A 15098-nucleotide genomic window follows, 5' to 3' on the forward strand; every position below is an offset into this window, starting at 1 on the left:
CGGAATAAACATCGAAGCTTATCGTCACTTTTGGGGGGAACTTACTCTACCCATTGTACTTGAGCGCCGAGCAGTTTCAGGTGGTCGAAATATTGCGGATAAGACTTGGCCACATGATGCGCGTCGCGTATCCGGATCGGGTTTTTCGCGCGCAGACCGACCACGGTTAACGCCATGATCACCCGGTGATCGAAGTGCGCGTCGATTTCTACGCCGCCTTCCACTCCCTCAGGCCGGCCGTGCACGATGATTTCGTCCCGCTTCTCTTCCACATTGGCGCCGGCTTTGCGAAGCTCCGTCAAATAGTCGGTGATGCGGTCGCATTCTTTGTAACGCAAGTTCTCTACATTATAGAAGCGGGAAGTTCCTTCGGCGAAGACGCTTGCCGCCACCATGGCCAGCACGCCGTCAGTAAACTCGTCGCCGTCGAATTCGCCTGCGGTGAGACGTCCGTTGCCTTGGACATGTACGATGCCGTTCTCGTGCGTAAGCGGCACCTTCATCGCACGAAGCACGTCCACGACAGCGCGTTCGCCTTGTTTGCTGTCTTCGGTCAGCCGATACAGCTTCACGTCCGATTGCGTCACCGCAGCCGCGGCCAATACAGCGGCAGATCCCGGATAATCGCCTTGCACCGTATATTCCTGCGCACGGTATTTCTGGCGCCCCGGCACGCGGTAATGCATAAGGTCGTCCGAAGCCTCCACCCGGATACCGGCTTGCGCCAGCACCTCGAGCGTCTGACCGATCACGACCTTCGATTTCAGATCGTGAAGCACTTCGATTTCGCTGTCCTCGTCCAGCAGCGGCGTAAGAAACAGCAGCGAGCTCAAAAACTGCGAGCTTACGCTTCCCGAGACTTGTATTTTACCGCCTCTCGGATGTCCGCCCTTCACGGTGATCGGCAGCTTTCCGTTGTGGTGCTCAATCTCCACGCCCATTCCCTGAAGCGCGGTGATCAAGTCGTCGTGCGGACGCTTGCCGAGCGACTGCGGATACGCGTTGACGAACGTCACTTCGGGAAGCAGCGCCGCAATGGAGAGCACGAAACGAAGCACCGCACCGGCATTGCCTACGTTCAGTTCCTTCACCGGACGCGGGTGACGGCCGAAACCGGTAACGACGATTTTCTCATCGTCTTCCTCGACAACGGCGCCAAGGTCGCGTATGCAGCGGCGCATCGCTTCCCCGTCCTCGCTATGCGCCGGAAACCGGATCGTGCTCGTTCCTTCCGCCAATGCGGCGACAAGCAAATAACGGGTCGTGTAGTTTTTGGATGACAACGCTTGAAGTTCGCCTTTCAGCCGGCCCGTAGGCGTGACTATCATATCCATGTACCGGAACACTCCTATTCTATGTATGTAACGACGAGGCTCGTCCAATCCAAATGCCCAAGGCGGTCAACAGCCAGCCTCCGACATAGGTGGCCGCGGCATATTTCCCTAACCGGGCGGCCGCTCCTTCGCGGACAAGCAGCGCTTTCTGCACGTTCAAAGTCGAATACGTGGTCAGTCCGCCCAGAACGCCCGTGCCCATCAAAGCATACCAATCGGGCTTTTCCTCTAAAAGCCGGGCGCCGATTAACACCCCCATGGCGAACGATCCCGCAAGATTCACCGTTAAGGTCGCATAAATAGGCAGTTTGCCGCGGTTGGCGAACCATCGTGCAACTCCATACCGCAAAACCGCGCCTGCCGATCCGCCGACGCCGACCAGTATGAGATGCCATAGGATCATGAGGATTTCCCCCGTCCCCAGGCAAGACCGGCAGCCGCAGCGAGCCAGCCGGCGCCTCCGCTCAATAGCACATAAAGTGCGGCGGACGCATACGCCTCGTTCCGCACCAGTGCGCTGAGTTCGGCATTAAAGGCGCTGAATGTCGTAAAAGCGCCTAGAAATCCGGTGCCCGCCGCTTCGCGCAGCCATTCGGGCATCGGCCGGCGGGCGGCCCGGCCGATGAGCAGCCCGAGCAGCAGCGAACCGCTCAAATTCACGAACAACGTCGCCCACGGCAATCCGGTTCCGTCCCCATGCGGCAGCAAAAATCCGATTCCGTAACGAGCGGCCGCCCCGAGGAATCCGGCAGCGGCAACTCCCCATACAACAGCCATGGCAGCCTCCGGCCGCAGCCATTGACACTGCGGCATACGGTTTCATATGATGATGGTACTGTCCGAACCGAAAGGATGATTCCGATGAATCCGCATGAAGAAATCTCGGTTGAAGAATTGAAAGCCCGGCTGGATGCCGGAGAGAAGCCGCTCATCATCGACGTCCGGGAACCGGAAGAAGTCGCTTACGGCATGATTCCCGGCGCCGTCCATATTCCTATGGGCCAAATACCGCAGCGGCTGGACGAAATCCCCCGCGAAGGGGAAGTCATCTTCGTATGCCGCAGCAGCCACCGAAGCGGTCAAGTGTGCGAATATTTGACCATGATCGGATTTGAAAAGCCCGTCAATATGGTAGGCGGAATGTTGGCTTGGACGCAATTACCGTAACCAACGAAGCAGCAATTCTGCAATTTCCGCAGGGGACCGGCGCGAAGTGTCGATCATAACGTGTGCGAAATCATAAGCGTGCCTGCGGGCCTCCAGCAGTTCATCGACCCGCTTGGCCGCATCTCCCGCGAGCAGCGGACGGTTTCCCGTTTCCGCGCTTAGGCTGACACGACGGATCAGCGTATCCCGGTCCGCCGTCAGCGCAACGACCCAGCCTGCGGCCAGCATCGCTAGGCGGTTCTCTTCCCGGAGCACCGCTCCTCCCCCAGTGGCCACCACTTGACGGTCACCCGCCAACACCTCGCGGATCACCCGGCTTTCCCAATCGCGGAAAGAAGCCTCTCCCTCCGATGCGAACAGCTCCGGTATCGTCCTTCCGCTTCGCCGCTCGATTTCCTCATCCGTGTCGACGCCCGTATATCCGAGCTTTTGAGACAGCAGCTTGCTCACCGTCGACTTGCCAGTTCCCATAAATCCGACAACGATCAGGTTTCGGCTTTTATGCGCTGCAATCAACCCTTTATCCCTCTTTCGCTTTAACGCTTTACCTATCATAGCATAAGGTCAGACAGGTATAAAACCGCTACTTTTACCGTAAGGTGGATAGTGCAAGACTATGCCTCCACCTCGGGTGATGCACTTGAACGAAACCGCCAAATACGCCGTCCGGACAGATCCGCTTCAGCGGTTGTTGGATCCGGCCCAGCCTTTTGTCCGCGAGGACGTGTTATGGGCGCTCGATTTGGTCAAAAGAAAAGCGGCCGATGGAGCGCCCGAATGGTCGGGGCTCGATCAGCCGCGTTTGCTGGCTTGTTTCGCATGTTATGCGGAGATGGCGCTTCTGCTTCTGCACCGAAGGACTCCCGACCAACCGGAAACCGATTGTTTCCGCGAAATGCTCGAAGAGCTTCTGTGCCGGCCGCGATCAGGATCTTAGGAATGGATCCAATCGTGGTGGAAGGTGCCTTCCTTGTCCAGCCGTTTGAAGGTGTGAGCCCCGAAGTAGTCGCGCTGCGCTTGCAGAAGGTTCGCCGGCAGGCGTTCCGAACGGTAGCTGTCGTAATAAGCGAGCGCACTGGCGAACGAAGGTACAGGAATGCCATACTTGATCGCCGTTGCGACTACATCCCGCCAAGCGTCTTGATAGGATTCGACGACACCTTTAAAGTATTCGTCCAACAGCAAGTTGCGAAGATTCGAATCGCGGTCGTACGCGTCCTTGATGTTTTGAAGGAAGCGCGCGCGAATGATGCAGCCGCCGCGGAAAATCATCGCAATGTCGCCATAGCGCAGATTCCAGCCGTACTCTTCGGAAGCGGCGCGCATTTGCGCGAAGCCTTGCGCGTATGAACAAATTTTGCTGGCAAACAGCGCTTTGCGCACGCTCTCCACGAACGCGGTTTTGTCGCCTTGGAACGCTTGGGTTTGAGGTCCCTTCAGCACCTTGCTGGCCGCGACGCGCTCGTCCTTCATGGCGGACAAGAAACGGGAGAACACCGACTCCGTGATGATCGACAGCGGTACGCCCAGGTCCAGCGCACTTTGGCTGGTCCATTTGCCCGTGCCCTTCTGTCCGGCGGCGTCGAGGATCACGTCGACCATCGGCTTGCCCGTTTCCGGATCCTTTTGCGAGAAAATATCGGCGGTGATCTCGATCAGGTAGCTGTCGAGCTCGCCCTTATTCCATTCGCTGAATGTCGCATGCAGCTCTTCGGTTGACATGCCCAGTACGTCTTTAAGCAGCTGATATGCTTCGCAGATGAGCTGCATGTCGCCGTATTCGATGCCGTTGTGCACCATTTTTACATAATGGCCGGCCCCGTCCGGTCCGATGTAGGTACAGCATGGATCGCCGTTCACTTTGGCGGAAATACCCGTCAAGATCGGCTCGACCAGACGATAAGCTTCCTCCGGACCGCCCGGCATGATGGACGGACCTTTCAGCGCGCCTTCTTCGCCGCCGGACACGCCGGTTCCGATGAAGTGGAAGCCTTTGGCGGTCAAGTCCCGGCTACGGCGCTGCGTATCCGGGAAGTAGGCGTTGCCGCCGTCAATGATGATGTCGCCTTGATCGAGGTGCGGAAGCAGCGATTCGATCGTGGCGTCGGTTCCGGCGCCCGCTTGAACCATAATCAAAATTTTGCGCGGCTTTTCCAGCGCGTTCACGAATTCTTCCACCGAGTATGTACCGACCAGGTTTTTGCCTTTACCGTCCGTCTCAAGCAAATCCTTCGTTTTGTCGGGGGAACGGTTGAATACCGCCACCGTGAAGCCGCGACTCTCGATGTTCAGTGCCAGATTGCGTCCCATGACGGCCATGCCGACGACGCCGATGTTTGCTTTGGTCATGTTCTCTTCATCCTTCGACTGCGTATTTTTCACTGACAAGGCTGACCCGTTCGAAGCTTGAACCGCTTCCGTCCGGTCATAACATTCCTATTGTACTCTTTTTGCCTGCTGATGAAAACCTTACGTCCTTTTACCCAAACAGCCGCTCTCTTCCCGCATGGATTGTTCGATGCCGGCGGAGGAAATTTCGCCTAATTATCCACTTGCTTTTTTATAGTTAGTTAACTTATAGTATTAACTAAGAACACTTAAGGAGGAACTTATAATATGGCAAAAGTAAACTGGCAGCTCGACAAATCCCACAGCGGCATCGGCTTCAGCGTCCGCCACATGATGATCAGCAACGTACGCGGCAGCTTCACCGACTTCGACGCAACAGTGGCTGCGGATCCGGCCAATCTGGCAGATGTTACGGCAACCATCAAGATCAACGCGGCGAGTGTAGATACGAAAGACGAAGGCCGCGACGGCCACCTGAAATCGCCGGACTTCTTCAACGTGGAGCAGCATCCGAACATTACCTTCACGGTAACCCAAGTACGTTCTAAAGGCGGAGAAGAGTACGAAATTACCGGCGACCTCACGATCGCAGGCGTAACCAAACCCGTTACGTTGAACGGTGAGATTTCCGGCCCGGCCAAAGACCCATGGGGCAACGAGAAAATCGCCGTCTCCGCAGCAGGCTCCCTCAACCGTTCCGAATTCGGCCTGACGTGGAATGCCGCGTTGGAAGCGGGCGGCGTACTTGTCAGCGACACCATTAAACTCAACATCGAACTGCAATTCGCCAAAGCGGCGTAAGCACAGCAAAAAGCATCCTCCCCACGCGGAAGGATGCTTCTTTATTTTCATCTCACAACTCGAGCAGCAGCATTTCCGTTCGCATCGTTTGCAGCTTTTCCTTGCTGAGTTCCGCATCCTCGGTCCGTCCCTGCTGAAGGGCTTCGTGCAGCACAGCCAGCTCATAATCGACCTCAAGACGAAGCACGCCCGCGCGAATTTCGGCCCGTTTGGATTTGAACGCCTGCACCATATCTTCCAGTGTGATTTGAGGTCTCTTCTGATAGATGATCCGATGTTCCACGCCTGACACCTCCACGAGACGGATGATTTCTCCGAACATAATATTTTCGATCAGCACTTGACGATCTCGAAACCGTTTGACGACGGCATGGCCTCGGGAATCGTTGATCAGCTTTTCAATCCACAGCGCCAGTCTCTCGTCTTTCACCACATAGTTTCCGACCATTTTATAGCGGCCTTGGAACCGTTGAAACCGGAGTTTAAGCAGCTTGCGCCCCGTACGCACGGAAATGATGAAATAGCTGTCATTCTCGTTCCAATAGAGGGAGTAGCCTTGCTGAATCAATTCGCGGATTAAATTCTGGATTTGACGGCGGTCGAAACGGATCTCCAAATTGCAATATTCCACTTCATGACTGCGATACACGGCCATCCCACCCCCTGCGAAATCCGCATGACTCGAGCTTGACCGAATGTTCAGAAAATTCTTACTTACCTTTATCTTATACTCCATACTATGTAATGGCAACTTGGTTTCTTGACTATTTTCCCTTATAGTGGGGAGTGTGTTTTGCATCATTGGACGAGGTGACAGCGTGACGAAAACTTTATTTGCGGGTTTTAAAAAAGAAGACTTTCGAGCAATGACGGTACCCGGGCTGGAGGGCCGCATGGAAGCGATTATCGGAACGGTCCGTCCCAAACTGGACGCGCTGGGCTCGGATCTCTCGCCCGTGCTGGCCGGCTTGTGCGGGGAATCGATGACGGCTCATGTGGCCAAGCATGCGAGAAGATCGGTGAATCCTCCGGCCGACACATGGGTGGCTTGGTCCAGAAATCCGCGGGGTTATAAAGGGCATCCTCACTTTCAGATCGGGATTTGGCCGACTCATGTGTTTGTGCAGTTCGCGATTATATATGAATGTCCCGATAAGACGGTTTTTGCGGAGCGCGCCTTGCGCGAGCTCTCTTCCGTACGAAGCGCCGTCCCGGCCGATTATGTGTGGTCCAAGGATCACACCGTGCCGGAAGGAACGCCGCACGGCTCTCTCTCGGACGCCGAACTGGCCGACTGGCTCCGCAGGCTGCAGACGGTGAAAGCGGCCGAAATCACCTGCGGGATCCATATTCCTCAAGGAGACCCGCTCTTGTCCAACGGCCGGGCTTTCCTGCGTAAGGCGCAGGACACGTTCGAGACGCTGCTGCCGTTGTATCGTATGGCTTCCTCGCAGTGAACAAAAAGGGTTATCCCGGTGTCTGTCCGGGATAACCCTTTTTTTGTGTTGCGGTAAGACTACCGCTCAATTTTAAACGATGCAGCTGTAGTACGCCGACTCGCGTTAAAAGCGACAACTTACCCCTCGAGCCAGACGGTTTTCTCCGTTCCCGGCGTTCGCTTCGCGTGCGGCGGCTCCATATCGGGATAGCCCACATAGATATAGCCGGCCACCTCATCGCCTTCCTCCAGGTTGAACGCGCGCTTGGCCGCCGGATGGTAGGCGGCGTCCCCCGTGCGCCACACCGCGCCGAGCCCGTGGGCATGGGCGGAGAGCAGCAAGTTCTGGACCGCGGCATGCACCGCGGCCAGTTCCTCGGCGCGCACAACCTTCGGCGCGTCCGATGGCTTGCATACGACCGCAATCACAACGGGTGAGCGGAACGCGTTTTGCTCGGCCTTCCGCAGCCTCTCGGCTCTCTCCTCTTCCGTCTCCTCGCGCTTGCTCTCTCCCGCGACTTCCGCATACACCTTGCCGAGCACGCGGCGGCCTTCTCCCGTCATCACGATGAACGACCACGGCTCCGTATGAAAATGATTCGGCGCCCACACGGCCGCCTCGATAATCTTGTCCACCAATTCACGTGGTACGGCGTCCGGCTTCACCTTGCCGATGCTCCGCCTCGTTCGAATCGCTTCTTCCACGTTCATACCCCACACACCCTTCATCGTCTCGACATGCATACCAACAGCGTAACAAAACGGTGCCATTCATCACAAGCCTAAAACGCCCGCCTCCGCGCAAACAAAAATCGGGAGACCCTCAGAGGTCTCCCGATCCGTGGCGCAACCCGGTTTACACGGCGGCTGCCACTTGTTTTTGCTGCTCTTGAGCGATCCGGCGCTGACGCGCGGATTTGCGGAAGAACAGCAGTTCATAAATACAAGGCACGATGACCAGCGTCAGCAGCGTCGCCGCGATCAACCCTCCGATGACCACGATGGCCAAGCTCTGCGAAACGATGCCTGCACTTTGCGAAGAACCGAACACGAGCGGCAGCATGGCGCAGACTGTGGCAACAGCCGTCATCAGAATCGGTCGCATCCGGGTTCCCGCCGCTTCGATCAGCGCTTCCCGAATCGTCATCGTCTCTTCGTTGTGACGGACACGGTCGATCAACACGATCGCATTCGTCACGACGATGCCGACCAGCATCAGCACGCCGAAGATTGCGGTAATATCCGGCGACACACCCGAAATCAGCAGGCCGAGCACGGCGCCGATCGGAACGAAGAGCAGCGACGACAAGATGGCAATCGGCGTGCGGATCGTTTTGAACGTTACCACCATGATTAAGAATACGATGGCGATCGATACAAGCATTACCATGAACAAATCGGTGAAATCGCCCGCTTGATCGGCCAAAGCTCCGCCTACTACGATTTTCACGCCATCCGGCGTTTTGATTTTTGCGATTTCTTTGTTGATGTTGTCTCCCACGATGGAAAGCTGACTCGGCTCTACCGATGCCGTAATACGAACGAAGCTTTTGCCGTTTTTATGGTAGAATTTCGCCGGTTTCTCCGCTTTCACCCACTTGGCGAAGCTCGACACCGGCTTCGGCCCCTGCTCGGTCATGACCGTGAGGTTCGCCAGTTCAGCGGAGGACTTCGGCACGAGGACCGGCTGCAGCATGACGGGAACCGTCTGTCCGCTGGCGTTCAGCGAGCCGATCGGCACCGGGTTCATCATGCCCTGAAGCTGCTGAGCGACTTCCCCGGCTTTCGCTTGGGTCGGATCCACTTCAAGCGTATAAACGGTTTTCTTCTCTTCTTGATTGCTTTCCACTTTCAGCACATCTTTGATCGGCTTAATTTGGGCCATGGCCTCTTCCGCCGTCTTGCCGATCTGCTGCAGATCATCTCCGGTGACGTCGATCGTTACCTGAGTCGAACTCCCGCCGCCGAACAGTGCGCCTTGTCCGACGTTCACGTTAGCGCCGGGATAGTTGGCGCGTTCTGCCTTGACGGCTTCGATGATTTTCTCGGCGTCGGCGCCTTCTTTCATTTGCAGCTTCAGGCTGACGAGCGTCGGGGATACGACCTGACCCCACTTCGCGGCGTCGGCGCTGTTGCCCATCTCCATCATGACCCACTCTTGGCCTTCCTGTTTCATCAGGAACGCTTCCATCTTCTTGCCGTTTTCGAACACTTGATCCACCGGCGTATCCGGCTTGTAGTCCAGGGTGACGATCAAATTTGCAGCCGTGGAGGAATCAATGGCACCTTTGGGCATCGCTGCATAAGTGCCAACCGATCCGATCAACAGCAAGAACGCGATCGTGATCGGAATCCATTTGAAGCGCAAGTTCCAATGCAGGAACTTTTTAAACCGCTGAGACGGCAAATGCTCTTTAATTTTAGATGCTTTGAGCACGCCGGCGCTCATCAGCGGAATGACCGTCAAAGCGACCAGCAGCGAAGCGAGCAGCGAGTAAGTCACGGTCAGCGCGAACGGCAGCAAGAAACTTTGCAGCGATCCGCGCAGCATGCCCATCGGCAGGAAAACCGCGACGGTACACAGGGTGGATACCGTAATCGCGCGGGACACTTCCTTGGTCGCGTCCACCACCAGGGCAACGGAGAATTTCTCCTTCTGCAGCCGGCGGAAAATGTTCTCGATGACGACGATGCTGTCGTCCACCAGACGTCCGACGGCCACAGCCACGCCGCCCAGCGTCAGAACGTTGAGGGAAATGCCCGACATGTCGAGCAAATACAAAGTCAACGCGAGCGAAAGCGGAATGGAGACGATGGTAACCAAGGTCGCCCGGATATTCCGCATGAACAGCAGGATGACCAGCGTTGCGAACAAGGCGCCCATCAGCACTTCCCGCATCATGTCGTTGACGGAGTGCACAACCTCGCTAGACGTGCTGAAAATGAACTTCAGGTTCACGTCTTTGTTTTCGGCCGATAATTCGTCAGCCGTCTTCTGGATGTCTTTGCCTACCGTGACCGCATTCGCGTTGGCCGCTTTCGTGATCACGATCTGCAGGGCGTCCTTGCCCTCGAACCGGCTTACGCTCTCCGATTCGGCAGCGAGCTTGACATCGGCAACATCGCCAAGGGTGACGCCCGGTGCAACCGGCAGCTTCTTCAGCGTGTCGACGTCTCCCAAATTCGCAGTCACGTTAAGATTGGCCGCCGTTCCGTCGAGCATCTTCTCTCCGACCGAAGCGGAGGCTTCACGGCCTTGAAGCACGCCGTACAGCGCCTGGAAAGGAACGCCTTTGGCGGCAAGCTTGGCGGCATCCGGCGTAATACTCACTTTGGGAGCCGACTTGCCGGACAATTGCACGTTGCCTACGCCGTCTATTCCGTTGAAGGCATCGACGATGCGCTGCTCCAGCTTTTCTTTTTGCGCATCACTCACGTTATCATTAAACGTAAGCGTCGCAACCGAGATCGGAATCATCGACGTGTTGAGCTGCACGACGTATGGAGGCGACATACGTTCCGGGAGCTTAACCGCGTTGACCGCGCGCTCCACTTCCGTTTTCGCCTCTTTCATGTCGGTCTTCGAATCGAAGTACATCATGACTTGGGTGAAGCTGTCGCCCGAGGTAGAGGTCACCGTCGTTTTTCCTTTGACCCCGGCAACCGCTTGTTCCACCGGATTCGTTACATTCTGTTCCATGCTTGCGGCATCGTATCCTGGACCTACTACCGTAACCGTAACCATCGGTTGATCGGCTTCCGGCAAAAACTCCATTGGCATCTTCAGGTAACTGAAAATGCCCAGGCCAAGAACCATGATCACCAGAAGGATGACGGCCGCTTTGTTTCTAAATGCTCCTTGAATAAATCTCGTCACGCTGGTTTCTCCTCCCGCTCCTGCGGTTTCTTTACTGTCCTTGTTTAGCATAGCTCACCCGGCGTCCTGCCGATAAACGGCTGGAGACCGGACTTCGACCCGGACTTAAGACCGAGTCCAATTCCTGCCAGAGACGCCGGCACTGTCGATTATCGTACCACCCAAAGATCAGCGCAAGATTAAATTCCCAGCAAACTGTGAACGCCGAGTGGCAGAATGGTAAAGATTACTTAAATAACTTTTTTGCATATAAAATAAAAAAAGTGCCTCCGTTCCCGACACACGCGAGGTGGTCCGGTACGAAGGCACTTATGCGATCCGGTTGTCAGGCAGACGCCTCGTTGCTGCGCCGGTCAAGCGTGCGGAATTGGGCCAGCAGCGCCAATGCGGCCAACGACAGCGCGCCGGATACGACGAACGGCAGCCAGGAGGAAGCGGCGAGCAGTGCTCCGCCAAGCAGCGGGCCGACGATGCGCCCAAGGCTGTCCATGGACGAGCTCAGACCCGATGCGATTCCCTGCCCCACCGTTGTTTTCTGTGTAATCAGAGAAGTGACGCACGGACGCAGAAGCGCATTTCCGATTCCGAAAACGCATAAATAAATCGTCGCCATCAGCCAGCTTTGCGCAGTAAGCAGCAAAAAGAATCCAGCGGCGGAAAATACAAGGCCGACCGCGATATAACGGCCTTCTTGCCCTTTTTTGACGCGGCGCCTCACAATTCCGCCTTGTACCAAAGCGCCGACCAGTCCGCAGAAGAAAAACATATAACCGACCTTCAAAGGCGTGACGTCAAACCGTTCCATGCCGAACAATTGCAGCGTCGCTTCAAGAATAGCCAACGAGAACGTGACGAAGAACGCCAAAACGTACAAATACTTCAGAGGCCCTTGGAAAGCCGTCCATCTCGACACCCTTTTGGTACGTGCAGCTTCCGCCCTTTTTTCCGGCGTCAGCGATTCCGTGAGCTTGAGCCAGGCGGCGAAAAATGTAAGCAGCGACAGAGCCGCAGCGGCGAAAAACGGAGCGTGATGGGTGATCTGGCTGAGCAATCCGCCGAAAAAGGGACCGAACGTAAAGCCCATACCGATGCTCATGCCGACAACGGCCATTCCTTTCGTGCGCTCTTCATTCGTCGTGATATCGGCCACATAGGCCACGATACAGGAAGTGACGGCGCCGGAGAACAGCCCTCCCAAAATCCGGGAAGCATACATGATGGCGAGGCTTCCGCCGGACAAGCCGAAAATCAGAAAACTCACGCTGAAACCGAGCACGCCGATCATAATCACCGGACGGCGGCCGATCCGCTCGGACAAGCCGCCCCATACGGGGCTCAGAATAAAAGACATGAGCGAGTAAAGCGACAACATAAGCGCCGTATGCCATTCGGCGGCGTTCGGGCTGACGTCCGCAATCAACTGCGGCAGCACGGGAATAATGATGCCGAAGCCCACAAATACCGTAAACAGCATGAACCCAACGATGATCAGTTTACTTTTCAATGCGCTTTCTCTCCTCAAGCCGGGGAATGGGAACGATCATCTTCAATAAACCAAATGGTAGCATACAGTTTCGATCTGTACCAAACGGAAAGCCATGACGTTTTGGTGACAAGCGCCACGAGTGTTGATTTCCCCCCCGTTTTTGTTATACTCATGCTTATTGCAAATACGACAAAAATCCCGGTATAGAAAGGCGGGGAGCCCAGTTGGACCAGTCGCGCACTCCCTTGTTCGACGCGCTTCGCAAGCACGCGGAACGCAAACCGATTCAATTCCATATTCCCGGTCATAAAAGAGGAACCGGCATGGACCCGGAATTCCGGGATTTCATCGGTGAAAATGTATTGTCCATCGACCTCATCAATATCGCGCCGCTCGACGATCTTCATCAGCCGACAGGCGTTATTAAGGAAGCGCAGAAATTAGCGGCCGACGCTTTCGGAGCGGACGCGACGTTTTTCTCCATACAAGGCACGAGCACCGCGATCATGACGATGATTATGTCTGTCTGCGGGGACGGGGACAAAATCATCGTACCGCGCAACGTCCACAAATCCGTGCTCTCCGCCATTATTTTCGCCGGCGCCCGCCCGGTCTTTCTATCGCCGGTCCGGGACCGCAACCTAGGCATCGATCACGGAGTGACGACCCGCTCCGTCCGCCGTGCGCTGGAACGTCATCCGGACGCCGCCGCGGTACTGATCATTAACCCGACGTATTACGGAGTTTGCGCGAACCTGAAGGAAATCGTCGATCTGGTACATGAATACGACATTCCAGTGCTGGTCGACGAAGCGCATGGCGCATTGATTCATTTTTCGGACGAGCTGCCGATGTCCGCCATGCAGGCAGGCGCCGATATGGCCGCGACCAGCCTGCATAAGCTCGGAGGTTCAATGACGCAAAGCTCGGTGCTCAACGTACAGGGCGGTCTCATCAATATTCAGCGGATCCAGACGATCATCAGCTTGCTCACGACCACTTCCACCTCGTATCCGCTGCTGGCTTCGCTCGATGCCGCACGACGCAGGCTTGCGCTTGAGGGCAAGCAGCTGGCGGAACGTACGGTCTCTTTGGCGAAGCGGACCCGTGACGCGATCAATGAGATTCCGGGACTCTACAGCTTCGGAGATGACATCCTCGGTGAGGAAGCGACGTTCGATTACGATCCGACCAAGCTGACGATCCATGTCCGAAAGCTCGGCATCACGGGATATGACGCGGAAAATTGGCTTCGCGAACGTTACCGGATCGAAGTGGAGCTCAGCGATATGTATAACATCCTCTGCCTGGTCACGCCGGGAGACGATGGAGAAGCGCTGGGCATTTTGGTGGAAGCCCTGCGGGAAATGTCCTCCGAGTTTCTCGATAAGCGAGAAGTGAAGGAAATCGTGGTGCAGATCCCCGAAATCCCGCACCTGTCGCTCTCTCCGCGGGACGCCTTTTACGGAGAAACCGAGCTCGTGCCTTTCCGGGAGTCGGCCGGCCGGATCATCGCCGAATTCATTTACGTGTACCCGCCCGGCATTCCGATCTTGCTTCCGGGTGAGGTCATTTCCCAAGAAAACATCGATTATATCGTCGATCACCTGGATGTCGGCCTCCCCGTCAAAGGACCGGAGGACCGATCCATCACTAATGTGAAGGTGATCGTGGAAGAAACGGCCATATCCTAAGCGCTGCCGAACGCCAAGGTCTGCCCCATGTGGAGCAGACCTTTCTTGATGCCGCGGAGCGATGTGGCGTCTAAGGCAATGATTGCCAACCCCAAACGGAAATGCTATCATGGGCGTGGGGGTGGGCTACCGATGAGTCAAAGCGCTTACATATCGCTCGTGCAAGGCTCGGCCGTCGACCAGATCTCTTTGGACGGCGTGAAGGAACAGCTGCAGCACTATATTTCACAAACGTCCCTAACCGGACGGCAGCTCGGCTGGGAATATGCCGACGCCGCTTTTCCGTACGCCATCGAGCAAAAACCGGAGGCCGCGGGCCAATGGTTCTATTTGAAAGGCAAAAACCCGCTGTACCGGCACATCGTATTCGGCACCGGCACGCGGGAGGAGAATGACGCGGTCGTTCCCTACATACACGTTGTCCTTCCGGAAGGCTCGACGCACGGAGATAAAGCCAAAGCCAACGAGCTGTGCAAATGGATCGGCAAGCGGCTGCAAGCCGAAGTGAAGCTGTTCAACGGGCGAGTCATGTATTATAATCCGCGGAAGTAAAATGATAAAGGCAGCGCATGTCCTACTTCCGGACAGCGCTGCCTTTTGTTTTGTCGTCTTTCCCTCGGTTACTCCGCTTCCTGGGCGGCCAGTTCTTCATATACTTTCATGACGCGTTCCCATTCTTCGTCGTCTTCGATATTGACCAGCACTTCGTCTTCTCCGTCTTCCTCAATGCGGAAAATGACGCCGTCGTCTTCCGGATCGTTGCGGTCGAGCAGAACGGCATACGCGCGGTCGCCGGTCTCGAACGTGTAGACGAGCACCATCTCGTGTTCGTTGCCGTCTTCGTCCGTTACGACGAACACCGCGTCATCGTCGTGTTCGTGGTTGCAGTTCTCGTCATGGACATGATCGCTCATGGCGAACCTCCGTTCAATGGCATGAATTGGTCTTCCCC

General features: G+C 56.1%; 16 protein-coding genes. 6 read left to right on the top strand and 10 right to left on the bottom strand.

All coding sequences use genetic code 11. From position 1 onward, the window contains the following. Positions 1-41 precede the first annotated feature (41 nt). The 3 genes from aroA to E5161_RS05215 are packed head-to-tail and all read right to left on the bottom strand — an operon-like array spanning position 42 to position 2111. Positions 42-1334: a 3-phosphoshikimate 1-carboxyvinyltransferase gene (gene aroA, locus E5161_RS05205; protein WP_136776660.1), complete on the bottom strand. Its 1293-nt coding sequence runs from the start codon at positions 1332-1334 to the stop codon at positions 42-44. Positions 1335-1353: 19 nt separating this feature from the next. Beyond that, complete coding sequence (locus E5161_RS05210) at positions 1354-1737, bottom strand: fluoride efflux transporter FluC (RefSeq protein ID WP_136776661.1); 384 nt, start codon at positions 1735-1737, stop codon at positions 1354-1356. Further along, complete coding sequence (locus E5161_RS05215) at positions 1734-2111, bottom strand: fluoride efflux transporter FluC (RefSeq protein WP_136776662.1); 378 nt, start codon at positions 2109-2111, stop codon at positions 1734-1736. The genes E5161_RS05210 and E5161_RS05215 overlap by 4 nt, the downstream gene beginning before the upstream one ends. Positions 2112-2195: 84 nt before the next feature. On the opposite strand from E5161_RS05215, the gene E5161_RS05220 reads away from it, so the two are divergent. Next, positions 2196-2501, top strand: a complete 306-nt coding sequence (locus E5161_RS05220) for a rhodanese-like domain-containing protein (protein WP_136776663.1) — start codon at positions 2196-2198, stop codon at positions 2499-2501. On the opposite strand, the gene E5161_RS05225 is transcribed toward E5161_RS05220, so the two are convergent. Next, positions 2493-3017: a shikimate kinase gene (locus tag E5161_RS05225; RefSeq protein ID WP_425456451.1), complete on the bottom strand. Its 525-nt coding sequence runs from the start codon at positions 3015-3017 to the stop codon at positions 2493-2495. The two genes, E5161_RS05220 and E5161_RS05225, sit on opposite strands and share 9 nt — an antisense overlap. A 100-nt stretch (positions 3018-3117) precedes the next feature. On the opposite strand from E5161_RS05225, the gene E5161_RS05230 reads away from it, so the two are divergent. Next, positions 3118-3438 (top strand): hypothetical protein, encoded by a 321-nt coding sequence (locus tag E5161_RS05230; RefSeq protein WP_136776665.1) that lies wholly within the window; start codon positions 3118-3120, stop codon positions 3436-3438. Here the strand turns inward: E5161_RS05230 and gndA are convergent. Next, a complete protein-coding gene (gene gndA, locus E5161_RS05235) occupies positions 3435-4850 on the bottom strand; it encodes an NADP-dependent phosphogluconate dehydrogenase (RefSeq protein ID WP_136776666.1) in 1416 nt (471 codons plus the stop codon). The genes E5161_RS05230 and gndA overlap by 4 nt on opposite strands. Positions 4851-5117: 267 nt before the next feature. Here gndA and E5161_RS05240 point away from each other — a divergent pair, with 267 nt between their 5' ends. Further along, a complete protein-coding gene (locus E5161_RS05240; RefSeq protein WP_136776667.1) occupies positions 5118-5651 on the top strand; it encodes a YceI family protein in 534 nt (177 codons plus the stop codon). 52 nt (positions 5652-5703) lie between these two features. Here E5161_RS05240 and E5161_RS05245 read toward each other — a convergent pair whose 3' ends face one another. Next, positions 5704-6300 (bottom strand): hypothetical protein, encoded by a 597-nt coding sequence (locus E5161_RS05245; RefSeq protein ID WP_136776951.1) that lies wholly within the window; start codon positions 6298-6300, stop codon positions 5704-5706. 169 nt (positions 6301-6469) lie between these two features. Between E5161_RS05245 and E5161_RS05250 the strand changes: the two genes are divergently transcribed. Beyond that, positions 6470-7108, top strand: coding sequence for a DUF1054 domain-containing protein (locus E5161_RS05250; RefSeq protein WP_281279845.1), 639 nt, complete (start codon positions 6470-6472; stop codon positions 7106-7108). A gap of 119 nt (positions 7109-7227) precedes the next feature. Here the strand turns inward: E5161_RS05250 and E5161_RS05255 are convergent, their stop codons facing one another. The 3 genes from E5161_RS05255 to E5161_RS05265 form a co-directional block, all read right to left on the bottom strand. Beyond that, positions 7228-7800: a nitroreductase family protein gene (locus tag E5161_RS05255; protein ID WP_136776668.1), complete on the bottom strand. Its 573-nt coding sequence runs from the start codon at positions 7798-7800 to the stop codon at positions 7228-7230. A gap of 145 nt (positions 7801-7945) precedes the next feature. Then, positions 7946-10966 carry an efflux RND transporter permease subunit gene (locus E5161_RS05260; RefSeq protein ID WP_136776669.1) on the bottom strand — a complete coding sequence of 1007 codons (3021 nt, stop codon included), beginning with the start codon at positions 10964-10966 and terminating at the stop codon, positions 7946-7948. 325 nt (positions 10967-11291) lie between these two features. Next, positions 11292-12470 (bottom strand): MFS transporter, encoded by a 1179-nt coding sequence (locus tag E5161_RS05265; protein ID WP_136776670.1) that lies wholly within the window; start codon positions 12468-12470, stop codon positions 11292-11294. Between the two features lie 206 nt (positions 12471-12676). Here E5161_RS05265 and E5161_RS05270 point away from each other — a divergent pair, with 206 nt between their 5' ends. Both E5161_RS05270 and E5161_RS05275 read left to right on the top strand, forming a co-directional pair. Then, entirely contained in the window at positions 12677-14146 is a 1470-nt protein-coding gene (locus E5161_RS05270; protein ID WP_136776671.1) for an aminotransferase class I/II-fold pyridoxal phosphate-dependent enzyme, read from the top strand. A gap of 132 nt (positions 14147-14278) precedes the next feature. Continuing rightward, the gene (locus E5161_RS05275; RefSeq protein ID WP_136776672.1) at positions 14279-14698 is read left to right on the top strand and encodes a DUF1885 family protein; all 420 of its coding nucleotides are present in this window, start codon (positions 14279-14281) and stop codon (positions 14696-14698) included. 68 nt (positions 14699-14766) lie between these two features. Here E5161_RS05275 and E5161_RS05280 read toward each other — a convergent pair whose 3' ends face one another. Continuing rightward, positions 14767-15060: a DUF1292 domain-containing protein gene (locus E5161_RS05280; protein WP_136776673.1), complete on the bottom strand. Its 294-nt coding sequence runs from the start codon at positions 15058-15060 to the stop codon at positions 14767-14769. Between the last annotated feature and the right edge of the window lie 38 nt (positions 15061-15098).

Source organism: Cohnella pontilimi (assembly GCF_005049045.1).
GTDB lineage: Bacteria > Bacillota > Bacilli > Paenibacillales > Paenibacillaceae > Cohnella > Cohnella pontilimi.

What these genes read in the sequence shown, in the direction of transcription:
- E5161_RS05255 (WP_136776668.1), bottom strand. Translation starts at nt 7,800, where the DNA reads ATGAACGTGGAAGAAGCGATTCGAACGAGGCGGAGCATCGGCAAGGTG.
- E5161_RS05280 (WP_136776673.1), bottom strand. Translation starts at nt 15,060, where the DNA reads ATGAGCGATCATGTCCATGACGAGAACTGCAACCACGAACACGACGAT.
- aroA (WP_136776660.1), bottom strand. Translation starts at nt 1,334, where the DNA reads ATGGATATGATAGTCACGCCTACGGGCCGGCTGAAAGGCGAACTTCAA.
- gndA (WP_136776666.1), bottom strand. Translation starts at nt 4,850, where the DNA reads ATGACCAAAGCAAACATCGGCGTCGTCGGCATGGCCGTCATGGGACGC.
- E5161_RS05275 (WP_136776672.1), top strand. Translation starts at nt 14,279, where the DNA reads ATGAGTCAAAGCGCTTACATATCGCTCGTGCAAGGCTCGGCCGTCGAC.
- E5161_RS05230 (WP_136776665.1), top strand. Translation starts at nt 3,118, where the DNA reads ATGCCTCCACCTCGGGTGATGCACTTGAACGAAACCGCCAAATACGCC.
- E5161_RS05240 (WP_136776667.1), top strand. Translation starts at nt 5,118, where the DNA reads ATGGCAAAAGTAAACTGGCAGCTCGACAAATCCCACAGCGGCATCGGC.
- E5161_RS05210 (WP_136776661.1), bottom strand. Translation starts at nt 1,737, where the DNA reads ATGATCCTATGGCATCTCATACTGGTCGGCGTCGGCGGATCGGCAGGC.
- E5161_RS05220 (WP_136776663.1), top strand. Translation starts at nt 2,196, where the DNA reads ATGAATCCGCATGAAGAAATCTCGGTTGAAGAATTGAAAGCCCGGCTG.
- E5161_RS05215 (WP_136776662.1), bottom strand. Translation starts at nt 2,111, where the DNA reads ATGGCTGTTGTATGGGGAGTTGCCGCTGCCGGATTCCTCGGGGCGGCC.